The sequence below is a fragment of the Microbacterium sp. NPDC077184 genome (assembly GCF_040687055.1).
Lineage (GTDB): Bacteria > Actinomycetota > Actinomycetes > Actinomycetales > Microbacteriaceae > Microbacterium.
Window position 1 is genome coordinate 117,522 of record NZ_JBFBMM010000003.1, and the last position, 21,264, is coordinate 138,785.

19 protein-coding genes are annotated in these 21,264 nt (G+C 72.3%); 12 read left to right on the forward strand and 7 right to left on the reverse strand.

Annotated features, from left to right (window positions below; genetic code table 11):
- The first annotated feature begins 1 nt into the window (after position 1).
- The 6 genes from xylB to AB0O93_RS07650 all read left to right on the forward strand — a co-directional run bounded on the left by xylB (position 2) and on the right by AB0O93_RS07650 (position 5,594).
- Positions 2-1,315 carry a xylulokinase gene (gene xylB, locus AB0O93_RS07625; protein ID WP_363342083.1) on the forward strand — a complete coding sequence of 438 codons (1,314 nt, stop codon included), beginning with the start codon at positions 2-4 and terminating at the stop codon, positions 1,313-1,315.
- 77 nt (positions 1,316-1,392) lie between these two features.
- Positions 1,393-2,274, forward strand: coding sequence for a transposase (locus AB0O93_RS07630; protein WP_363342085.1), 882 nt, complete (start codon positions 1,393-1,395; stop codon positions 2,272-2,274).
- 23 nt (positions 2,275-2,297) lie between these two features.
- Entirely contained in the window at positions 2,298-2,996 is a 699-nt protein-coding gene (locus AB0O93_RS07635) for a GTP pyrophosphokinase family protein (RefSeq protein WP_363342087.1), read from the forward strand.
- Positions 2,997-3,026: 30 nt separating this feature from the next.
- On the forward strand, positions 3,027-4,229 hold the full coding sequence (locus tag AB0O93_RS07640) for a cation:proton antiporter (protein WP_363342089.1): 1,203 nt from the start codon (positions 3,027-3,029) through the stop codon (positions 4,227-4,229).
- On the forward strand, positions 4,226-4,726 hold the full coding sequence (locus AB0O93_RS07645; protein ID WP_363342091.1) for a glutaminase: 501 nt from the start codon (positions 4,226-4,228) through the stop codon (positions 4,724-4,726). The genes AB0O93_RS07640 and AB0O93_RS07645 overlap by 4 nt, the downstream gene beginning before the upstream one ends.
- Positions 4,727-4,790: 64 nt before the next feature.
- Positions 4,791-5,594: a tryptophan-rich sensory protein gene (locus AB0O93_RS07650; protein ID WP_363342093.1), complete on the forward strand. Its 804-nt coding sequence runs from the start codon at positions 4,791-4,793 to the stop codon at positions 5,592-5,594.
- 26 nt (positions 5,595-5,620) lie between these two features.
- Here AB0O93_RS07650 and AB0O93_RS07655 read toward each other — a convergent pair whose 3' ends face one another.
- Entirely contained in the window at positions 5,621-6,361 is a 741-nt protein-coding gene (locus tag AB0O93_RS07655) for a GMP synthase (RefSeq protein ID WP_363342095.1), read from the reverse strand.
- Positions 6,362-6,463: 102 nt separating this feature from the next.
- Here AB0O93_RS07655 and AB0O93_RS07660 point away from each other — a divergent pair, with 102 nt between their 5' ends.
- The 4 genes from AB0O93_RS07660 (at position 6,464) to AB0O93_RS07675 (ending at position 11,807) form a co-directional block, all read left to right on the forward strand.
- A complete protein-coding gene (locus AB0O93_RS07660; RefSeq protein ID WP_363342097.1) occupies positions 6,464-7,069 on the forward strand; it encodes a sigma-70 family RNA polymerase sigma factor in 606 nt (201 codons plus the stop codon).
- Between the two features lies 1 nt (position 7,070).
- Entirely contained in the window at positions 7,071-7,538 is a 468-nt protein-coding gene (locus tag AB0O93_RS07665; RefSeq protein ID WP_363342099.1) for a hypothetical protein, read from the forward strand.
- An 86-nt stretch (positions 7,539-7,624) separates the two neighbouring features.
- The gene (locus tag AB0O93_RS07670) at positions 7,625-9,250 is read left to right on the forward strand and encodes a S8/S53 family peptidase (RefSeq protein WP_363342101.1); all 1,626 of its coding nucleotides are present in this window, start codon (positions 7,625-7,627) and stop codon (positions 9,248-9,250) included.
- Between the two features lie 61 nt (positions 9,251-9,311).
- On the forward strand, positions 9,312-11,807 hold the full coding sequence (locus AB0O93_RS07675; protein ID WP_363342103.1) for a CHAT domain-containing protein: 2,496 nt from the start codon (positions 9,312-9,314) through the stop codon (positions 11,805-11,807).
- 666 nt (positions 11,808-12,473) lie between these two features.
- Here AB0O93_RS07675 and AB0O93_RS07680 read toward each other — a convergent pair.
- Complete coding sequence (locus AB0O93_RS07680) at positions 12,474-13,268, reverse strand: LysR family substrate-binding domain-containing protein (protein ID WP_363342105.1); 795 nt, start codon at positions 13,266-13,268, stop codon at positions 12,474-12,476.
- On the opposite strand from AB0O93_RS07680, the gene AB0O93_RS07685 reads away from it, so the two are divergent.
- A complete protein-coding gene (locus AB0O93_RS07685; protein ID WP_363342107.1) occupies positions 13,267-13,665 on the forward strand; it encodes a DUF1304 domain-containing protein in 399 nt (132 codons plus the stop codon). The genes AB0O93_RS07680 and AB0O93_RS07685 overlap by 2 nt on opposite strands.
- 80 nt (positions 13,666-13,745) lie before the next feature.
- Here the strand turns inward: AB0O93_RS07685 and AB0O93_RS07690 are convergent, their stop codons facing one another.
- The 5 genes from AB0O93_RS07690 to AB0O93_RS07710 all read right to left on the reverse strand — a co-directional run bounded on the left by AB0O93_RS07690 (position 13,746) and on the right by AB0O93_RS07710 (position 19,496).
- A complete protein-coding gene (locus tag AB0O93_RS07690; RefSeq protein WP_363342109.1) occupies positions 13,746-15,275 on the reverse strand; it encodes an ice-binding family protein in 1,530 nt (509 codons plus the stop codon).
- Positions 15,276-15,415: 140 nt separating this feature from the next.
- Positions 15,416-15,820: a thermonuclease family protein gene (locus AB0O93_RS07695; protein ID WP_363342111.1), complete on the reverse strand. Its 405-nt coding sequence runs from the start codon at positions 15,818-15,820 to the stop codon at positions 15,416-15,418.
- A 205-nt stretch (positions 15,821-16,025) separates the two neighbouring features.
- Entirely contained in the window at positions 16,026-16,433 is a 408-nt protein-coding gene (locus AB0O93_RS07700; RefSeq protein ID WP_053546441.1) for a transferase, read from the reverse strand.
- Between the two features lie 173 nt (positions 16,434-16,606).
- The gene (locus tag AB0O93_RS07705; RefSeq protein ID WP_363342113.1) at positions 16,607-17,968 is read right to left on the reverse strand and encodes an aspartate aminotransferase family protein; all 1,362 of its coding nucleotides are present in this window, start codon (positions 17,966-17,968) and stop codon (positions 16,607-16,609) included.
- 40 nt (positions 17,969-18,008) lie between these two features.
- Entirely contained in the window at positions 18,009-19,496 is a 1,488-nt protein-coding gene (locus AB0O93_RS07710) for a CoA-acylating methylmalonate-semialdehyde dehydrogenase (protein ID WP_363342115.1), read from the reverse strand.
- Between the two features lie 89 nt (positions 19,497-19,585).
- Here AB0O93_RS07710 and AB0O93_RS07715 point away from each other — a divergent pair, with 89 nt between their 5' ends.
- Positions 19,586-21,250, forward strand: a complete 1,665-nt coding sequence (locus tag AB0O93_RS07715; RefSeq protein ID WP_363342117.1) for a PucR family transcriptional regulator — start codon at positions 19,586-19,588, stop codon at positions 21,248-21,250.
- The last annotated feature ends 14 nt before the right edge of the window (positions 21,251-21,264 follow it).

A 21,264-nucleotide genomic window follows, 5' to 3' on the forward strand; every position in this document is an offset into this window, starting at 1 on the left:
CATGACGCTTGTGATGGGGGTCGATTCGTCGACCCAGTCATGCAAGGTCGTCATCACGGATGCCGAGACGGGTGCGATCGTGCGCGAAGGGCGCGCGTCGCACCCGCCCGGCACCGAGGTCGACCCTGCCGCCTGGTGGCGCGCCCTCGAAGCGGCGATCGCGGATGCCGGCGGTGACGCCGACATCGCTGCGTGGGCGATCGGGGGCCAGCAGCACGGCATGGTCGTCCTCGACGCCGAGGGGCGTGTCATCCGCCCCGCTCTGCTCTGGAACGACACCCGCTCCGCGCAGGCCGCGACCGACCTGATCGCCGAGTTCGGGGCCGAGGCGCTCGCCGAGCGCACCGGCCTCGTGCCGGTCGCGTCGTTCACGATCACGAAGCTCCGCTGGCTCCGTGACACCGAACCCGACAACGCCGCCCGCGTCGCCGCCGTCGCGCTCCCGCACGACTGGCTGACGTGGCGCCTCCGCGGCTTCGGTCCGGTCGACGAGTCGCCCCGCGGCCCCGACCTCTCCGAACTCGTCACCGACCGCTCGGACGCCTCGGGCACCGGGTACTTCCGGCCCGCGGCATCCGTCGGCGACGAGTACGACCGCGACCTGCTCGTCGCCGCCCTCGGGCGCGACGCGCAGCTGCCGCGCGTGCTCGGACCGACCGAATGGGTGACGGATGCCGCCGGCCGACGCGTCGGCGGAGGAGCCGGAGACAACGCCGGTGCGGCCCTCGGCCTGAACGCCCGCCCCGGCGACGCCGTGGTGTCGATCGGAACGAGCGGCACGGTCTTCGCCGTCAGCGAGGAGCGCACGATCGACCCCTCGGGGACGGTCGCCGGCTTCGCCGACTGCACCGGCCGCTACCTTCCGCTCGTGGCGACGCTGAACGCGGCGCGCGTGCTCGACGCGATCGCGGGTCTTCTCGCGGTCGATCACGCCGAGCTCTCGCGCCTCGCGCTCGCCGCCGAGCCGGGCGCCGGGGGCCTCACCCTCGTGCCGTACTTCGAGGGCGAGCGCACCCCCAACCTCCCCGACGCGACCGCGTCGCTCACCGGGATGACGCTGGCCTCCACGACGCGGGAGAACCTCGCGCGCGCGGCCGTCGAGGGGATGCTGTCGGGCCTGTCGGCGGGGATGGACGCCCTCCGCGCCCTCGGCGTCCCGATCGAGCGGGCGCTGCTCGTCGGCGGCGGAGCGCAGTCCGAGGCCGTCCGCCGTATCGCCCCGCTCGTGCTCGGCGTGCCCGTCGAGGTGCCCGAGCCGGGCGAATACGTCGCGCTGGGTGCCGCGCGCCAGGCCGCCGCGGTCCTTCAGGACTGACCATCGTCCCTGCCCGGCATCCGCGAGGTGGCCGGGCGGGGGTGGTCAGACGCGGCGCCGCCGCACAGAATGGGACCATGCCCCGCACCCGCGATGCCGACGCCGACCCCGGCGAGGCCGCGCGCGGGGCGGATCTCGACGCCATCGCCGCCGAGCTCTACGCCCTCGCGCCCGAGCGCTTCACCGCGGCCCGCAACGACCGCGCCGCCCGACTCGGACGCACGGATGCCGCCCGCGTGCGGGAGCTCCGGAAGCCCACCGTGGCCGCGTGGGTGGTCTCCCTCGCCGTCCGCGACGGGCGCCTCGCCGAGGCGATCACCCTGTCCGCGGCGCTCCGCGAAGCGCAGGACGACGCGGATGCCGCCGCCCTCGCCGAACTCGGCCGTCAGCGTCGCCGCCTCGTCCAGGCCCTCGCCGCCGAAGCCGAGGCCCTCGCGGAAGAGGCCGGCGTGACCGTGAGCGCGAGCGCCCGCGACGACATCGCCTCCACGATCAACGCCGCCGTGATGGATGCCGCGGCCGCCGCCGTGGTGATGACGGGTCGCCTCGTCCGCCCGCTGGTGGCGGGCGGGTTCGATCCCGCCGACCTCGCCGACGCGGTCGGCGGATCCCTCCCGGGAGTCGCGCCGGCGCCACCGCCTCCCGACGATCTCGCCGAGCGCCGGGCGCGGAAGGCCGCCGAGCGTGCCGCGCGGGAGGCGGACCGTGCCCAGGCGGATGCCGAGCGCCGGCTCGCCGCAGCCGACAGCGACCTTGAGCGCCGTCGCACGCGGCTCGCGCACCTCCGCGAGCGCGCCGACGAGCTCCGGCGGAGCCTGGACGACGTCGAGGCGCAGACGGAGGTCGCCCGCGCCGAGACGGAGGAGGCCGAGGCCGCGCACGTCGAACTGACCGCCGCCGCCGCCCGAGCCGCCCGCGCTGCGGAGGCCGCGCGCGAGGCGCTCCCAGGCGGTTCGTAGCCGGCATCCGTACGGTGGCACGCATGGCGAGCTCCGCGGTGAACGCGTTCGATCCCGACCACACGACCCTCACCGTCTCGGCGGCGGAGCTCCGCGAGATGCGCAACGAGCTGCAACGCTTCCTCATGGGGTACCAGTTCGGGCTCCGCGAGATCGAGACGAAGATCGCGATCCTCCGCGAGGAGTTCCTCCTCCTCCACGACTACAACCCGATCGAGCACGTGACCTCGCGCGTGAAGAGCCCCGACAGCCTCGTCGAAAAGGTGCAGCGGAAGGGCGTCGACGCCGACTTCGACTCGATCCGCCGGGCGATCACCGACATCGCCGGCGTCCGGATCACCTGTAGCTTCACCGCCGACGCCTACCGCCTGTTCGACCTGCTCACCGCGCAGGACGACGTGCATCTCGTCGAGGTGAAGGACTACATCGCCCAGCCCAAGGCCAACGGATACAAGAGCCTCCACGCGATCGTCTCGGTGCCGGTCTACCTCTCCACCGGGCGCCTCGACGTGCCGGTGGAAGTGCAGTTCCGGACCATCGCGATGGACTTCTGGGCGAGCCTCGAGCACAAGATCTACTACAAGTACGACGCGCAGATCCCGTCCGAGCTCTCCGAGAGCCTGCGGGATGCCGCCCACAGCGCCGCGGAACTGGACGCGCGGATGGAGCGGCTCCACCGCGAGATCCGCGGCGGCGGCATCGGTCCCGTGCACTCGGTGTGACCGCGCTCCTCCGGTCGCTACCCTGAACCCGTGGATGACCTCGAGCCGACGTTGCTGCTGATCCCGCTGGTCGCGGTGCTCGCGCCGCTCGTCGCGCGCGGTCTCGGGCGCTGGGTGAGCATCCCCATCGTGGTGTTCGAGCTCGTGCTCGGCATCCTGATCGGACCGAGCCTGCTCGGCTGGGCCGTTCCCGGCCCCTACATCGGCGCGCTGGCGGAGTTCGGCCTCGCGATGCTCTTCTTCGTCGCCGGCACCGAGATCGCCTTCGACTCCTTCCGCGGCCGCATCGGTCGCCGCGCCGGCCTCGGGTGGCTCCTGAGCCTCGGACTCGGCGTCGCCCTGGGCTGGACACTCGACCCCGGCGAGGCGGCGATCGTCATCGGCATCGCTCTGTCGTCGACGGCGCTCGGCGCGCTGCTGCCGATCCTCCGCGACAGCGGCGACCTGCGCACCCCGTTCGGGCGGTCGATCGGGGCCATCGGCGCGCTGGGGGAGTTCGGGCCGCTGATCGCCATCTCGATCTTCCTCGGCGGGCGCGACCCGGGACTGTCGACGGTGGTCCTCGCGGTGTTCGCCCTGCTCGCGGCGCTCGCCATCTGGCTGGCCTTCCGCCTCCCGCGCGGGGCGATGCACCGCTTCGTCGACGCGACGCTGCACACCTCGGGACAGTTCGCGATCCGGGTGATCTTCCTCATCCTCGCCGCGCTCGTCGCCGTCAGCATCGTGCTCGACCTCGACATCCTGCTCGGCGCCTTCACTGCCGGCATCGTCTGGCAGCTCATCATGCGGGATGCCGCGGAGCCGGCGCGCGAGGCGGTGGAGAGCAAGGTCGAGGCCGTCGCGTTCGGCCTCCTGATCCCCGTGTTCTTCGTCTACACCGGCGTGACCTTCGACCTGCAGGCCCTGCTCGACCAGCCGATCCTGCTCCTCGGCGTCCCGGCGATCGCGCTCGCGCTCCTGATCGTGCGAGGGCTCCCGGCGTCGCTCGCGGCCCCCGCCGACGCCGATCGGCGCGAGCGCATGGCCGTCGGCATCTTCGGCGCCACCGGCCTGCCGATCATCGTGGCCGTGATGGGCATCGGTGTCGACGAGGGCGTCCTCAGCTCGGGGCAGGCGGCGATGTTCATCGGCGCCGGCATGCTCACCGTCCTCCTCTTCCCGCTGGTCGGGATGGCCGTGCGTGGTCAGCGGGTGCGACGCTCGGCCGCGCCCGTGGAGGACGATCTCCTGTGACCGCTTCCATCGGCGAGCTCTTCGACCGTGCTCGCGAACGTCTGGCGCCGATCCCGCGGGACGGACTCGGCGAGCTGATCATCCCGAAGCGGTTCCTCGGTGTGGGGAGGGCGCCGCGCATCGTCCCGCGCGGCGACGCCTGGCACGTCGGGACGCTCCTCATCGGCGACCGCGAGGTTGCGGCCGTCGGCGACATCCTCCGCTCGCGCGCCGAGGTCCGGCGCGGATTCACCGCCGAGGCCCAGCGCGCGCGCTCCGCGCTGCAGGCCGCGGCCTCGCGGGGCGGGTTCGCCGAAGGGGCCACCCTGCACATCGACTACACGCCCCTCGACCTGGCCGCGGTGGAGGCCGGCGGGGCACCCGGACCGCTCGCGATGCGCGACGGCATCCCGAGCATCCGCTGGAGTGCCGCCGGCGGATGGATGCCGCTCGAGACCTACCTCTCCGACCGCATCGGTCTGCTCCTGGACCCGCCGGGAGCCGCGGGGAACGTCTGATTCCGCGCCGCGTCCCAAAGTCAAGACCCGCGCGGTGGTCGGCATCCGCTCCTACTGTCGGGGGATGACTGCCCCTCGCGACCTCCTCCGCCAGATCGTCGTGATCTCTGCGGTCGTCTTCATGCTGATCGCCGCGGCGGTCGGAACCGGTGCCCTCGGCGGCACGCCCGTGCAGGACCTCCAGGACGGCGCCCTCGACGCGGATGCCTCGCTCCTCGCCCCGGCGACGCCGGCGTTCTCGATCTGGAGCGTCATCTACATCCTCCTCATCGCCTACGCGATCTGGCAGGCCCTGCCCTCGCAGCGCGCGCGGGACCGCCAGCGCGCCATCGGCTGGTGGGTCGCGCTCACCGCCGTGCTGAACGGCCTGTGGCTGGTGCTCGCGCAGTTCACGACGCTGCCCCTCACCGTCGCCGGCATCGTGCTGCTGCTCATCGCGCTCTGCCTGACGTTCCGCCGCACCGTGACCGAGCCGGGTCGCGGCGTCCTCGACTCCCTGCTCATCGACGGCGTGACAGGGCTCCACCTCGGATGGGTGTCGCTGGCCACCGTCGCCAACACCGCCGCATGGCTCACCGCCACAGGGCCCGCGGACTGGGCGGCCGCCGGAGAGATCGTCGCGGTGATCGTGTTGGCGGTCGTCGCCGTCATCGGCGTCGGGATCGCGTGGGCGAGCCGCTGGCGCATCGCCCCCGGGCTCGCGCTGTCATGGGGACTGTCGTGGCTCGCCGTCGGACGCCTGCTGACGGAGCCGCAGTCGACCGTCGTCGGCATCGCCGCGATCATCGTCGCCGTCATCGTCATCGCCGTGCCGCTCGTCGGCACCGTGCTCGACCGCGCCGCGCAGGTCAGCAACGCCGGGGCCTGACCCCGCGGCGCCGGCGGTGCTCGGCGTCAGGCCTCGCCGAACGCCTTCGCGAAGGCGTGGAGCAGCCGCAGGGGTTCGGTGACGGATGCCGCGAGCACGCGGTCCGCGGTCGCATCGAACGCGTCGGCGTCGAAGTAGCCGTCGTTCCGATAGACCTTCATCCGCTCGACGAAGTCGGCCGGCGTCGGCTCGGGGTGGAACTGGGTCGCGTACAGGTGCGTGCCGACCCGGTAGGCCTGCACGGGGCACGCATCGCCGGTGGCGAGGAGCACGGCATCCGGCGGGGGAGCGCCCGTGCCCTCTTTGTGGGCGGTGAGCGCGGTGAAACGGGTCGCGAGTGGGCCGAACAGCGGGTCGCGGCGACCGGCGTCGGTCAGTTCGACCGCGACCGGACCCGTGCCCTCCGGATAGGCGCGCGTGACGTCGCCGCCGAGGAGGCGCGTGACCACCCCGATTCCGAAGCACGTGAACATGCCGGCCAGACGCGCATTCGCGGCCGCCTGCGCGAGGTGCTCGAGGCCCGCCTCGACCGCGCGCTGCTGCTCGGTCTTGGTCTCCTCCGGATCGGCGACGTTGTAGGGGCTCCCGCCGACGACGAATCCCGCGTACCGGTCGACGACGTCCTCGGGGAGGAGCTCGCGCACGAGGTCGACGCGGTCGAGGTGCTCCGGCTGCAGGCGCATGGCGCTGCGGAAGGACTCGTACTCCGCCGCCGCGGCATCCGCCTGCGGACGCACGCACACGTAGAGGAGCTTCGCGGAGGTCATGCCTGAAAGTCTAGGTCGGCGCGGTGCCGAGGAATTCTCGGCGGTGTCATGTATCAGCCCGCGCCTTTCGCTCTCTGTGGTCGTGTGGACACAATGGTCGTCATGACGCAACCCGGCGCCGAGACGTCCGTCGACCCCACGGAACCCGCTCGGTGGCAACGTGCCGCCGCGCTGTTCGTGCGGTGGCGGGACGGCGATGCGCGGGCGATGGACGACCTCGTCCGGCTCATGACCCCGCCGCTGTGGCACGTCGTGCGCTCCTACGGTCTCGACCACGCTCTCGCGCAGGACGTCGTGCAGACGACGTGGCTGACGCTCGTGCGCACCCACGCGTCGATCCAGGACCCGCAGGCGATCTCGGGGTGGCTCACCATGTGTGCCCGGCGCGAGGCGTGGAAGGTCGGGAAGGCCCACGGTCGAGCAGACGCGACCGACGTGCCGGAGCTCGAAGAGCGACTGCCCGTGGCGGACTCCGCCGAGGACGTCGCCGTTGACGCCGACCGCTCGCGGCGGCTGTGGCGCGCGCTCGAAGCCCTCGACGAACGGTGCCGCCGGCTCCTGCGCATCATCGCGTTCGACGACCGCCCCGACTACGCACGCATCGCGAAAGACCTCGCGATGCCCATCGGATCCATCGGCCCCACCCGCGGCCGGTGCCTGACCAAGCTCCGCTCGTCGCTGGACCGCGACGGGTGGGAAGGGAACTGACGTGGACAACGACGACGTCGCCGCCGATGCGGCGCTGTTCGCCCGCCTCCGGCACGTATGGGAGACGGTCGATCCCGTGCCCGCCGACCTGATCGACCGGATGGTCGCCGCCGTCGCGGTGCACGACCTGTCGCGCGAGTACGCGCTGCTCACACTCACCTCCGCCTCCGACCTCGCCGCGGTCCGGGGCGAGAGCGACACCGCCACTCTGCAATTCAGCGACGGCAAGACGAGTGTGCTGCTGCACATCAGCGCCACCGAGCACGGGGCGCGCCGCGTCGACGGCTGGGTGGACGCCGATCCGCTCGCCATCCGCCTCGTCCGCGGCGACCAGGAGTGGACGCGGGATGCCGCCGAGCACGGCCGATTCGCGTTCGACGACGTCACCCCGGGACTCGTGCGGCTGATCCTCGTCGTCCGCACGAGCGACGGCATCCGTGAGTTCCAGACCCCGCAGTTCGAGCTCTGACCCGCCCGCTTTCGCCTTCATGACCTGACCCGCTTTCGTGATCTGACCCGACCTGATCTGACTCGCCCCGATCTGAGGAGACACCGATGTCCGACATTTCCCCGCCCGACGGCGCGCGCTACCCCAACTGGCGGGCGCGGTACGACGCCGCCCGCGATCGGGGAGCGTCGCTCGACCCGAACAGCGAGCCGGTCAAGGGGGTGCGGGCGTATCCGACCGACTACGCGCTCGACCACCTCCTGGTGAACGTCGGCGATCGGCTGGGTGACGTGCTCGATGTGTTGCGTCCGGCGGCGCAGGACTTCGGGTGGGGCGTAAGCCTCCACAACCTCGACGGCTCACCGGTCGAGATCGACGTGGCCGCGGACCGCGCCCGACGCGGTCGCGAGAATTACGGCATTCCGACCCTGTATCGCGTGGACATCTTCCCTCAGCCGAGCCCCGATCGGGACGACCAGCCGGTGCCGCCGATCGACGCGTGGCGGCTGCTCCAGCGGGCGCGCGCCCGGACCGGCACCCTCGTGCCCGGCGTCGGCCTCGACCACATCCTGAGCATCGATCCGTACGGCAAGACGAACCCCTACGGCAAGACGAATCCCTACGGGAAGACCAACCCGTACGGAAAAACGAACCCGTACGGCAAGACGAACGCGCCCGGCACCGACAGCTACGCCGACCCGGGGAGCGGCGGACGTCAGCCGGTGCAGTACATCGGGCCCGCGCCCGAGCGGCGGGTCCGCGTGTCCGACAAGGGGCGGCGCCCGGTCGTCGCGGTGCTCGACACCGGATGCGGCACGCACGCGTGGCTGCCGGACGACATCGTCACGCGCAACCCCGTCGTCGACGGCCACGTCATCGGCATCGACGACCCCGCCACCGACCCGGAGACCATCGGTGACGTGTCGGGCGCCTACGACGGCGAACTCGACCTCGCGGCGGGGCACGGGACGTTCATCGCCGGTATCGTCCGCCAGGTCTGTCCCGACGCCGACCTCATCTCCGTACGCATCGCCGACAGCCAGGGGACGCTCCTCGAGGGCGCGTTCGTCTACGCCGTGCGGTCGCTCGTGAAGTGGATGGCGACCCCCGAAGACGAGGGCGGGAAGAAGATCGACGTCCTGAGCCTGTCGGTCGGGTACTACCACGAGACCCCCGAGGACGAGCTCTTCGATCGGGCGCTGAGCGACCTCCTCGCCCTCGCGCGCTCGTTCGGCTGCGCGGTGGTGTGCTCGGCGGGAAACGAGGCGACCGATCGGCCGACCTTCCCGGCGGCGCTGTGGAACTGGCCGGGATCGGACTTCCATGTCGCCGAACCGTCGAAGGCCGCGCCGCACCTGTCGGTCGGGGCCCTTAACCCGAATGACACCGTCGCGCTGTTCAGCAACATCGGCGCGTGGGTGCACACCTTCGCCCCGGGAGCGGGGGTGGTCTCGTCTGCGCCGCCGATCGCCGGTGGGGTCCAGGCCGGCACGCGAGACGACCGGGAAGGGCTGCGGCGCGAGACCATCGACCCCGACGACTTCACCGGCGGATTCGCCATGTGGAGCGGGACGTCGTTTGCGGCGCCGTATGTGGCAGGCCGACTCGTCGCCGCACTCTGCCGGCCGCTGGCTGACGCCGACCTCGACGTCGCGGAGCGCGTGGCGCTCGTGGATGCGGAGTGGGCGTCGCTCGAGAAGGAGCTGCGCAAGCGTCGTCGTCACGCCCGCTGATTCCACGTCGCGTCCCGCTCGCGGATTCCGCGCCCCGCTCCGCGCGCGCCATGATGATGGGATGCAGAGCACGGGGGACGCGCTCCACGCCGACGCGGTGCGCCTGTCGAACGATGGGCGCTACGGCGACGCGCAGGAGATCCTGCTCCGCATCGATCTGACCGATGCAGAGCCGAATCTCCGCTCCCGCGTGTTCGGAACCCTCGGCTACGTCGCGGCGCGCCTCGGCGAACCCGAGCGCGCCGACATCCTGTGTCGTGACGCGCTGGAATGCGAGGGCATCGACCCCGCGACCTACGCGCTCGCCGCGGGACAACTCGGCAGCATCGCCGAGCAGCGCGGGCGGTTCGACGACGCCGATGCGTGGCTGAGCCGCGCGATCGAGGTGCTCGACGCCGACAGCCCCGAGACGGCGAACCTGCTCGTGAACCGGTGCCTGGTGCGCATCCACCGGCGCGCACTGCGTGACGCGCGGGACGACGTCCGCGCCGCGGCGGCGATCTTCCGGTCCGCCGGTCTGGCCGTGGATGCCGCGCAGGCCCTCCACAACGAGGGCTACATCTCGCTGCTGGAGGGAGACCTCGTCGGCGCCCTGCGCGACATGGCGCTCGCGCGGCCCGTCGCCGGGGCGGTGTCGCCTGTGGCGGCGGCCGTCGGGGACGCCGACCGCGCCGAGGCGCTGCGCGAAGCCGGTTCGGTCCGCGAGGCGGAGGAGCTCCTGCGCTCCGCCGCCGAGCTCTTCGCGGCGCAGGGGATGCCGCAGGCGCGCGCGGAGACCGAGCTGCAGTTGGCGAGGTCGCTCCTGGTGCACGACGCCGATGAGGCGCGACGGGTCGCTGCGGATGCCGCGGCACGCTTTCGGACACTCGACAACGTTGCGTGGGCGGCGCGGGCCGACGGCATCCGTGTCCTCGCCGATCTGCGGGGCGGGGCCGTGACGATGAGCGGTAGGCGGGTGGTGGCGTCCGATCACGCTCCCGAGGGTGCCGAGGTCGACGCGGTGGCCGACGAGCTTCAGCGGCACGGGTTCCGCAGTGACGCGGCATCCGTGCGGTTGAGCTACGCGCTGTGGCAGGCGCGGCAGGGGACCGGGCAGGAGGGGGAGCCGCGGTCGGTGCGGGTGCCGCCGGCGGCAAGCCTGGACGTGCGCCTGCTCGCCCACGAGGTGCGCGCAGTGCGTTCGGCGGCGCGCGGGGAGCTGGGCCGGGCTCGGCGGCACGCCGCGCAAGGGCTGGCGGAGCTCGAGCGCTGGCGGGCAGGCTTCGGCAGCATCGACCTGCACACGTCCACCACCATGCACGGAACCGGACTGCTGGGGGTGGGGCTCGACGCGGCCGTGCGGTCGGGGCGGCCGGACGTGGTGTTCGAGTGGTCCGAGCGCGCGCGGCACGCCGCCTCCCAGGTCGTGCCGCTGCGGCCGCCGCCCGACCCCGCGCTCGCTTCTGATCTCGCGGAGCTGCGGATGCTCCGCAGCGAAGGTCCCGAGTGGCAGGCGGATCCGCGCGTGCGGGCGCTGCAGGAGCGGGTGCGCGAGCGGCAGTGGGTGGACGTCGCGGCGGGGGCGACGCGCGCCCGGGTGTCGGTCGAGGAGGTTCAGACGGCGCTGGATCGCGAGACCGCGATGCTCTCGTACGTGTTCACCGGCGACCGGATGAGCGTGCTCGTCCTCACCACGGCGGGAGTGCAGCTGCGGCCCGTGCCCGGGTGGGAGGAGGCGCGCGGGATGCTGTCCGGACTGCGGTCGGATCTCGACATGTCCGCGTCCATCCGGGGGAGCATGGGCGAGGTTGTGCGGCGCTCGCTGGACGCGCGGCTTGCGCGGCTGTCGGCGCTGCTCGCCGACGACGCGGTCGCAGCCGCCGGCACGCGGCGCATCGTGCTCACCGCTCCCGGTGTGCTCAGCGGCATCCCGTGGACGATGCTGCCGGCGTTCCGCGGGCGCGTGACGACCCTCGCGGTGTCGGCGTCGCGGTGGGTCGCGGACCGGGGGGTCGATTCGGGGGTGGGGACGGCGGCGGATCGGGGGATTGTGCGCGCGGGGTTCGCGGTGGGGCCGCGGACCCGGCGAGGTGCGGAAGAGGTCGCCGTCGGCGCGGCGGCATGGGGGGACGCGCGGGTGGAGGCCGCGGCATCCGTCGATGATGCGGTCGCGCTCGCGGGCGAGGTCGACGCGCTCCACATCGCCGCCCACGGCCGGCACGCCGCCGACAATCCGCTCTTCTCGGGGCTCGAGCTCGGCGACGGAACGCTGTTCGGATACGACATCGACCTCATGCCGCGCGTGCCGTCGCTCGTGGTGCTGTCGGCCTGTGAGGGCGGGCGATCGGCCGTGCGCTGGGGCGAGGAGGCGATCGGAATGAGCCGGGTGTGGCTCCACGCCGGGGCGCGGAGTGTCATCGCCGCGCCCGTGATCGTCGCCGACGACGACGCGTGCGAGCTGCTCGGGGCGGTGCACGGCGCCCTCGCGGAGGGCCAGGCGCCGGCAGAGGCGCTGGCTGCGGCATCCGCTCGGACGGGGATCGTCGCGCCGTTCCAGGTGCACGGCGCCGGGTTCTGAGGGCGCTCCGAAAAAACTCTGGACAGGGTGTATCAGGGCCGTCCGGGGGCGCTCTTCCACATCGGAGCGGCTCACGCAGTCCGATGCCGGGGGGCATCGGATACTGGGGGCCGGAAGCAACCATGGGGGACGTGGACTTCCGAGGGCCGGCTCCGCGGGGGATGTCGCAGAGACCCAGGTCGGCGACATCCCCCGTCTGCGTCTGCGGTCGGCCCCGCCCCCGCCCGTACCTAACTCCTCCAATCTGCGCGCCAGAGCCCGGTTTCGGGGGCCAGGGCCGGTTTCGGCGTCGTTTCTGAGGAGTTAGGCCCGGCCCGCTGCGCGGCCGGTCCCCGCCCGAGCCCCACCGGCTCCGGTTGCCCCTGGCCCCGGCCGAGCCCGGTGCCGCCGGTAGGGCGTGCCAAACTCCTCAGATCTCCGTGCCGAGACCCGGTTTCGGGGGTTTGCGGCGCGGTTCGGCCGACCTTTTGAGGAGTTGGGCCCGCGCTGCCCGGCGGAGCCGGCGCTCCCTGCCGGGCGTCGGCCGGGCCGGGTGGCGGGGCTGGGGCGTGCCGAACTCCTCAAACCCGGGCGCGGGAGGCCGGTTTTGGGGCCTGCGGTCGGGTTCGGCGCCGGTATTGAGGAGTTCGGCACGATCATCCGGCCTGGCCGGGGCCGAGGGGCGGGTCAGGAGCGGGACGAGTGGGCGGTGCGGCCGCGCACGATGCCGACGAACGCCTCGATCTCGGGCGTGGTCCGGTCGCGGAGCCACGCGAGACCCACGGGAGACCGGGGCGCGTCGCGCACCGGGCGGTGGTCGACGTCCTTGCGGTGGTTCGCGCGTGCGAGCGACAGCGGCATCAGAGTCACCCCGACGCCGGATGCGACGATCGCGACCGCCTCTGCGGTGTCGGCCGGGGCGGCGAAGCGCGGCGCAACCGCCCCCGGCACCTGCGCGCGCAGCACGTCGTCCGCCGGCACGACGACGACTTCGCCCTCGAGGTCGGCGAGGTCGAGCTCCTCCGCGGCGGCGAGGTGCGAGTCGGCGGCGAACACCGCGACGGGCAGCTCCTCGTACAGCGGGATCACGTGCAGGTCGTCGGCCTCCGTGATGGGAAGACGCACGATCGCGACATCGACCAGACCGTCGACGAGGGCGCGGTGCTGGTCAGCGGCGGTGACCTCCATCAGCACGAGCGGCGCGTGCGGCGCGCGGGAGTTCCAGATGTCGATCCACTTGCCCGGCGTCGCGCCCGGCACCGCCCCGAGACGGATCGGTCCGAGCGGAGGGGGAGTGGATGCCGTTACCTCGGGGGCCTTCGGCTTCCGGGGTGCGGGCTTCCCGGAGGCGTTCTTCGCCGAGCCGGGCTTCCGCGCCGGCGCGGGACGGCGCCCCGGCTTCCCGCCGGAACCCGATCCTCTGCGTGAACCGCCGCCCGAGACCATGACGCACAGCGTAGCCCGCTCGTAGAGTTCCCCCATGATCGCGATCCTCGCCACCGTCGTCGCCGTGCTCGCGGCGGCACTGCACGTCCTCATCTTCGTGATGGAGAGCATCGGTTGGTCCAAGCCGCGCGTGTGGCGTCGCTTCGGCGTCAGCGATCAGGCCACCGCCGACGCCACCCGCCCGATGGCCTACAACCAGGGCTTCTACAACCTGTTCCTCGCCATCGGGGCGGCGATCGGCGTCGTGCTGTGGTGGACAGCGGATGCCGCCACCACCGTCGCCGGCTTCACCCTGGTGCTCTTCGCGCTCGGTTCGATGCTCGCCGCCGCGCTCGTCCTCGTCACCTCCGGTGCGCGTTATCTGCGGCCGGCGCTCATACAGGGCACGCTCCCGCTGATCGGTCTCATCCTGGTGCTCGTCGCGGGCGTCTGACGCCCCGCGCGACGAGGGTTGCCGGGCGACACAAAACGCCCCGGCCGATCTTCGGTGGTCGGGGCGTTCTGTCATCGGACTCAGTGCAGCTGCGCCGCGCGTCGACGCATCGACAGTCTCAGTGCGAGGATGCCGCCGCCGGCGATGATCGCCGCTGCGGAGAGGAGCACCCAGAGGGTGGATACCTCGCCACCCGTGGCCGCGAGTGTTCTGATGGTGGCGCTGTCGCGGTCGACGGCGGGTGCCTGCGATCCGGCGTTCACCACTGAGCCTGTTGTTCCAGGCGCGCCGGGTGTGCCGGGTGCTCCGGGCTCGCCGGGTTCACCGGGTGTGCCGGGCTCCCCGGGCGCTCCGGGCTCACCGGGTGCCCCAGGTTCTCCGGGTTCGCCGGGTGCTCCAGGTTCTCCGGGCTCACCGGGTGCCCCAGGTTCTCCGGGTGCTCCGGGTTCGCCGGGTGCTCCGGGTTCGCCGGGTGCTCCGGGTTCACCGGGTGTGCCGGGTGCTCCGGGCTCGCCGGGTGCCCCAGGTTCTCCGGGTGCTCCGGGTTCTCCGGGTGTGCCGGGCTCGCCGGGTGCCCCAGGTTCTCCGGGTGTGCCGGGTTCGCCGGGTGCTCCAGGTTCTCCGGGTGCTCCGGGTTCGCCGGGTGCTCCAGGTTCTCCGGGCTCCCCGGGCGCCCCGGGCTCGCCGGGCTCCCCAGGTTCCCCGGGTTCCCCGGGCTCCCCAGGTGCGCCGGGCTCCCCAGGTGCGCCGGGCTCCCCAGGTGCGCCGGGCTCCCCAGGTACGCCGGGTTCCCCGGGCTCCCCAGGTGCGCCGGGCGCCCCAGGCTCCCCCGGAGGGCCAGGTTCCCCGGGAGGACCGGGCTCACCGGGAGGGCCCACGGGTCCCTCAGGGCCGCGATCGCACCTCGGGTCGGTGAAGACGTTGTCGTCGAGCGTCACGGCACCGTTGCGAGCGAGAGCGCGGCCCTCGACGGTGGTTCCCGACTCCACCGTGATCGAGGTGAGCGCCATGATCGTGCCCACGAAGTCCGACCCGGATCCGAGGGTGGCTGAACTCCCGACCTGCCAGAAGACGTTGCACGCCTGAGCCCCGCCCTGCAGCAGCACCTGACTGGAGGATGCGGTGATCAGCGTCTCGGGGATCTGGAACACCCACACGGCGTCGGGGCCGCCGTCGAGGGTGAGCGTTCCGGTGAGCCCTGCCGTCGAGGAGAACGTGTACGCGCCCTCCACCAGCGTGAGCCCGCCGAGCTCGGTCGCGAGGGTCGCGATCGCCGCCTGGCCGGCTGCGCTGTTGTACGCGGTGACGAGGTCGACCTTGGCCTGCGCGGCATGCGCGTCGGCCGCGTGCGTGGTGCCTCCGATGACGAGTCCCGGCGGGAAGCCGGTGATCGCTGAGCCCGGGTGCACCCCGAGGTCGCCGTTCAAAATCGTCGGGGACGCGGTGTTGGTCACGGTCGATCCCGCCAGAACGACGTAGGAGTCGGCCGTGCCGAGACCGATCGAGGTGGCGGCGAAAGCGCTGGGTGCGCCGATGACGAGGGACGCCAGCGTCACCCCGGTAATGGCCAGCGTGCCGAGGCCGGCGGTCAGCCGACGTCCGGATCTCACGCGTGTCGGCCGAATGGACGTGTGGGTTCCCATGGGAACCGCCTTTTCGTCCCCAGAGATGCGGGGGAGCACAGCCCGAAGTGAGCTAATCCTCACGCTAGGGGGTAAACCCCCGATCACCTAGCGATCCGGGTGAACGCTCAGGGACACGACCCCCAGACCCCCACATCCGCATTCCGAGCGGATGCCTCGGCCGCCGCGAACAGGTCGGCATACCGGGTGTTCGGCTCGACCTCGAGCGCGACGCCCGCACCCGAGGCGACGAGAGCATGGTTGACGAAGGTGCCGTCCTCCGTCCAGAGGTAGAGCAGGACCCGGTCGTAGCGGTCACGCGGCTCCGCGTCCACGGAAACCCAGGCCCGCGAGCCGACCGGCAGGAGCTTCTCGAGCGCACGCGTGGCTTCTGCGCCGCCGCACTCGATCGCGGGCCGCACCTCGGGGGTGTCCACGCCGATCAGGCGCACCGGCTCATCACGTTCGCTTGAGAGCTCACCGCCGTCGTCGATGCTGCGCGCACGCACGGTGTCGCCGTCGGTGATCGACACGATCTCGATCATCCGGGCTTGCGCAGGTGGGGAGGGGACACCCGCGGCGGAACCAGGAGATCGGTCGGCGACGAAGACGAGAACCGAAACGACGATCGTAAGAGCACCGGCAAGGGAAGAGGCGAGGAGGACTCGCCGGCGCACGCGTCGTCGTCCGAGGGGGCTCACGGCGACAGGCTAGCCGCCGCCACCCCCACGGATGTCGTCAGGCGATGTGGCGCAGCCCGCGACGGTCCGTGATGAGCGTCTTCCCCGCGGCGACGGACTCGTCGTCGGGGAGGATCGAACCGGGCGCGACCTTCGCGCCGGCCCCGATCTCGCACCGGATGCCGATCTTCGCGTTCCCGCCGATGACGGCGTCCGGGCCGACGTGGGCGTGCGGGGCGATGCGGGCGCCGGGTCCGATGATCACACCGGACTCGATCCACACCCCCTTGCCGATGAACGCCCCCTCGGCCACGCGCACGCCGGGTTCGACATAGGCGCCGGCTTCGACGAGTGCCGAGGCGTGGACCTTCGCGCCGTGCGCGATCAGCCCCCGGCCGTTGGCGTGCTTGCGGTAACGCAGGGTTTCACCCTGGTCGTTCTCGATGTCGATGTAGTTCTTACCCACGAGGCCCCTCCTCCGACGGATCGTGTACCGAGTACAGGAACAACCGATCCCTGTGACTATTCATTCCGGTGAATCGGTCTTCTCGGATGCACCCGATGCAAGGAATATTCGGTGCGGAGGGGAGAACGGATGCCGTGTCCTGCGAGACGCCCGCGCGAAACCCCCGGAAGAGGTCAGCGCGCGTAGGCGTCGGCGGCCGAGAGCGCCCGGTCGATGACGTCCAGGCCGCGCGTGAGCTCGTCCTCGGAGATCACCAGCGGCGGCGCGACGTGCAGTCGGTTGAAGTGCGTGAACGGCCACACCCCGCCGCTCTTGCACGCGGCGGCGACCTCGCCCATGGGTGCGGCATCCTTTCCGGCGGCGTTGAACGGGACGAGCGGCTCGCGGGTCTCGCGGTCGCGCACCAGCTCGACCGCCCAGAAGAGTCCGCGGCCGCGGACATCGCCGACCGACGGATGCCGCGCTGCCATCTCACGGAGGCGCGGTTCGACGACGCGGGACCCGAGGTCGCGGACGCGCTCGAGGATGCCGTCGCGTTCGAACACCTCGAACGTGGCGACTCCCGCCGCGCAGGCGAGCGGGTGCCCGGAGTAGGTGAGGCCTCCGGGGAAGGCGACGGTGTCGAAGTGCGCCGCGATCCGGTCGGAGATGACCACGCCGCCGAGCGGCACGTAGCCGGAGTTCACGCCCTTGGCGAAGGTGATCAGGTCGGGGACGACGTCGTAGGCCTGGAACGCGAACCACTCGCCGATGCGCCCGAAGCCGACCATGACCTCGTCGGCGATGTAGACGATGCCGTAGCGGTCGCAGAGCTCGCGGACGCCGGCGAGGTACCCGGGCGGCGGGATCAGCACGCCGTTGGTGCCGACGACGGTCTCGAGGATGATCGCGGCGATCGTCGAGGCGCCCTCGAGGATGATCGTCTGCTCGAGGTGCGCGAGCGCGCGCTCGGCCTCCTCCTCCTCGGACGACGAGTGGAACGCCGAGCGGTACGGGTAGGGGCCGAAGAAGTGCGCGACCGATCCGTCGCCCGGCTCGTTCGCCCACCGACGCGGGTCGCCGGTCAGCGAGATCGCCGTGGTGGTGTTGCCGTGGTAGCTCCGATACGCCGAGAGCACCTTCCGGCGCCCGGTCACGAGCCGCGCCATGCGGACCGCGTTCTCGTTCGCGTCGGCACCGCCGTTGGTGAAGAACACCTTCGACATCCCGTCGGGAGCGACCTCGCTGATGCGACGGGCGAGATCGCCCCGCACGTCGTTCGCCATCGACGGCTGGATCGTCGCGAGCCGACCCGCCTGCTCCTGGATCGCCTGGACGAGATCCGGATGCTGGTGCCCGAGGTTCAGGTTCACCAGCTGCGAGCTGAAGTCGAGGTAGGCGTTGCCGGCGTAGTCCCAGAACGTCGCGCCCTCCCCGCCGGCGACCGGCAGCGGATCGATCAGGGCCTGCGCGCTCCACGAATGGAACACGTGCCCGCGGTCGTCGGCGCGCACGCGCTGATCGGTGTCGAGATCAGAGGGGAGGATGCTGGTCATGGCGGTCTCCGTGAGGTGAGGCGTCAGTGATGCCGGGGCGTCAGTGGTTGCTCGGGAATCCCAGGTCGACCTGGGTGGGGGTGTGGTCGGGCCACCGGGTGGTGACGACCTTGGAGCGCGTGTAGAAGTGGATCGACTCGGGGCCGTACATGTGCGAGTCGCCGAAGAGGGAGTTCTTCCACCCGCCGAACGAGTACGCGCCGATCGGCACGGGGATCGGCACGTTGACGCCGACCATGCCGACCTCGATGTCGATCTCGAACTGGCGCGCGGTGCCGCCGTCGCGGGTGAAGATCGCGGTGCCGTTGGCGAAGCTGTTCGCGTTGATCAGCTCGACGGCCTCGGCGTAGGTCTGCACGCGGACGACGGAGAGGACCGGTCCGAAGATCTCCTCGTCGTAGACGCGCATGCCCGGGCGGACGCGGTCGACCAGCGAGACGCCGATGAAGAAGCCGTCCGAGTCGAACTCCGCGGTCGTGCCGTCGACGACGACCTCGGCGCCCTCGGCGGTCGCGCCCGTGACGTAGGAGGCGACCTTGTCGCGGTGCTCGTCCGTGATGAGGGGGCCCATCTCGCTCTCGGGGTCGGTTCCGGGGCCGATCTTCAGACCCTGCACGCGCTCGGCGACCTTCGCCACGAGCGCGTCCGCGACCTCGTCTCCGACCGCCACGAGCACCGAGACGGCCATGCAGCGCTCGCCGGCGGAGCCGTAGGCGGCCGAGACGGCGGCATCCGCTGCGCCGTCGAGATCGGCATCCGGCATGACGACCATGTGGTTCTTCGCGCCGCCGAGTGCCTGGACGCGCTTGCCCTGCGCGGTGCCCCGCTCGTAGATCGAGCGGGCCACGGGGGTGGACCCGACGAAGCTGATCGCGCGGACGTCGGGGGAGTCCAGGAGCGCGTCGACGGCGACCTTGTCCCCGTGGACGACGTTGAGGACGCCGGCCGGGAGCCCCGCCTCCTCGAACAGGCGCGCGAGGAAGATGGACGCGCTCGGGTCCTTCTCGCTGGGCTTCAGCACGACGGTGTTGCCGCAGGCGATGGCGGAGCTCATCATCCACAGCGGCACCATCACGGGGAAGTTGAACGGGGTGATCGCCCCGACGACGCCCACCGGCTGCTTGACCGAGTGCACGTCGACGCCGCGCGACACCTGTTCGCTGCGCTCGCCCTTCAGCAGGTGCACGAGACCCGCGGCGAACTCGACGTTCTCGATGCCGCGGCTGATCTCGCCCTTGGCGTCGCTCAGGACCTTGCCGTGCTCGGCGGTGATGATCGCGGCGAGGTCGTCCTGGCGCTCGATGAGCAGCTGGCGGAGCCGGAAGAACACGTCGGCGCGGCGGACGAGTCCCGTCGCGCGCCAGCCGGGGAGGGCGGCGCGGGCGGCGGCGATCGCCGCTTCCACCTCGGCGGTGTCGGCGAAGGCGACCTCGCGGGCGACGGCGCCGGTGGCCGGGTCGTAGATGCGGCCGGTGCGGGCGCCCGCGCCCGCCTCGGCTCCGTTGATGTGGTGGCGAACGGTGCTCATCGACAGCTCCTGGGGTCTCCGGACAGATCGACCGGGCATGCAATAGGGTGAGTGCGTCCCAGCCTGTCAGAGCGGAAGATCCTCCTGTGATGCCCGAACGTCGCGAAGATCGGGCGATCCAGACGGATCGTCCGACATCCTGGTCCGACTCTCCGACGCTGCCCACGGTGCGCGAAGTCCTGGCGCTGGAGGCGGTCGCCCAGGGTGTTCCGGAAGTGCTCGTCGGCGATGCCGCACTGGATGCCCGCGTGCGCTGGCTGCACGTCTCCGACAGCGCCGGAGTGGCCCGCCTGCTCAACGGCGGCGAGCTGCTGCTGTCGACCGGATCGTCGTGGCCGTCCGAGCCGGCGGAGCTCCGCGCCTTCGTCGCGGGACTCGCGGATGCCGGGTCCGCCGGCATCGTCCTCGAGCTCGGCACGCACTACCGCTACCCGCCGACCGTCGTGCGCGAAGCGGCGCAGGAACGCGGGCTCGCGCTGATCGTGCTGCACCGCGAAGTGAAGTTCGTCACGGTCACCGAGGCGGTGCACAGCCGCATCATCACCGGCCAGACCGATGCTCTCCGCGCCCGCGACGAGGTGCGGGAGCGCTTCACGGCGCTCGTGCTGCGCGGCTCGCCCGCCGACTTCATCGTGCACCAGCTCGCGCAGACGCTCCAGGCGCCGGTGGTGCTGGAGAACCTCGGGCACGAGGTCGTCGCCGCCGAGGTGCCCCTCGCGCTCGAGGAGGAGCTCTTCACCGACTGGGAGCTCCGTTCTCGCTCGGCCCACCGCCGCGCGGAGCTCCGCGACGAGCGGGGGCGCCCGGGGTCGGGGGAGGACTGGCTGATCGTCCCGGTCGAGGCCCGCGGCATCCGTTGGGGGCATCTGATCGCGCTCCCCGGCCCCGATCACGCCGCGGGACGCGCCGCGGTGCTCGAGCAGGGCGCGATCGCGCTCGCCGTCGGACGCCTGGCCGGAGCCGACGACGACGAGTGGGGGCGCGTCGGTCGCCGGCGCCTCGTCGACGGACTTCTCGCGGGGCGCTTCGCGGGTCTCGGGGGCGCGACGGCGCGTCTCGAGGCCGCGGGCCTGCCGCTGCATTCCGCGCACCTCTACGGGCTGGTGATCTCGGGCGCGGCGGTGACGGCGGAGGCAGCGGATGCCGCGGCTCGGGCGATCGGCGGTCGTGCGGTCGCCGGGTCCACCGCCGAGGGGGTGCCCGCGCCGTCGGTGACGATCCTCCTCTCCCTCCCCGCCCGGACGGTGCTCGACGACGATGCGGTGCGGGGTTTCGCGCGCGCCGCGGCCGGGCCGGGCGCTGACGTCGAACGCCTCACCGTGTCGGTGGGTCGTGGCGGCGACGACCTCGAGCAGGCGCTCGCGTCGCTGCACGAGGCCGTCGATCTCGCGCGCGGGCGGCGTCGACGGGCAGGGCGCGAGGTCCAGCTGCGGCGGGCCGAACATCGCCCGCTCGTGCAGCTCGTCACGGCTCTCCGCGACGATCCGCGAGTCCTCGAGCACGGCGAGAGGATGCTCGCCCCGCTCGTGATGCACGACCTCGGCCGCGGCGGCGACCTCCTCGACGTGCTGGAGGCGATGCTCGCGCATCCCGGCAACCGCACCGCCGCGGCATCCGCGTCGCACCTCTCGCGCTCGGTGTTCTACCAGCGCATCTCACTCATCGAGGAGCTCCTGGATGCCGACCTCGACGACGGTGAGACGCAGACCGCCCTGCACCTCGCGCTCCTCGTCCGCCGGTCGGCCGGGCGCTAGGCGGGCACCTCATG

Bases quoted from the DNA above. Each gene is read 5' to 3' on its own strand.
- AB0O93_RS07680 (WP_363342105.1), bottom strand. From the start codon at position 13,268: ATGGGGGAACTCTACGAGCGGGCTACGCTGTGCGTCATGGTCTCGGGC.
- AB0O93_RS07675 (WP_363342103.1), top strand. From the start codon at position 9,312: ATGCAGAGCACGGGGGACGCGCTCCACGCCGACGCGGTGCGCCTGTCG.
- AB0O93_RS07660 (WP_363342097.1), top strand. From the start codon at position 6,464: ATGACGCAACCCGGCGCCGAGACGTCCGTCGACCCCACGGAACCCGCT.
- AB0O93_RS07650 (WP_363342093.1), top strand. From the start codon at position 4,791: ATGACTGCCCCTCGCGACCTCCTCCGCCAGATCGTCGTGATCTCTGCG.
- AB0O93_RS07705 (WP_363342113.1), bottom strand. From the start codon at position 17,968: ATGACCAGCATCCTCCCCTCTGATCTCGACACCGATCAGCGCGTGCGC.
- AB0O93_RS07635 (WP_363342087.1), top strand. From the start codon at position 2,298: ATGGCGAGCTCCGCGGTGAACGCGTTCGATCCCGACCACACGACCCTC.
- AB0O93_RS07655 (WP_363342095.1), bottom strand. From the start codon at position 6,361: ATGACCTCCGCGAAGCTCCTCTACGTGTGCGTGCGTCCGCAGGCGGAT.
- xylB (WP_363342083.1), top strand. From the start codon at position 2: ATGACGCTTGTGATGGGGGTCGATTCGTCGACCCAGTCATGCAAGGTC.
- AB0O93_RS07630 (WP_363342085.1), top strand. From the start codon at position 1,393: ATGCCCCGCACCCGCGATGCCGACGCCGACCCCGGCGAGGCCGCGCGC.
- AB0O93_RS07715 (WP_363342117.1), top strand. From the start codon at position 19,586: ATGCCCGAACGTCGCGAAGATCGGGCGATCCAGACGGATCGTCCGACA.
- AB0O93_RS07710 (WP_363342115.1), bottom strand. From the start codon at position 19,496: ATGAGCACCGTTCGCCACCACATCAACGGAGCCGAGGCGGGCGCGGGC.
- AB0O93_RS07670 (WP_363342101.1), top strand. From the start codon at position 7,625: ATGTCCGACATTTCCCCGCCCGACGGCGCGCGCTACCCCAACTGGCGG.
- AB0O93_RS07685 (WP_363342107.1), top strand. From the start codon at position 13,267: ATGATCGCGATCCTCGCCACCGTCGTCGCCGTGCTCGCGGCGGCACTG.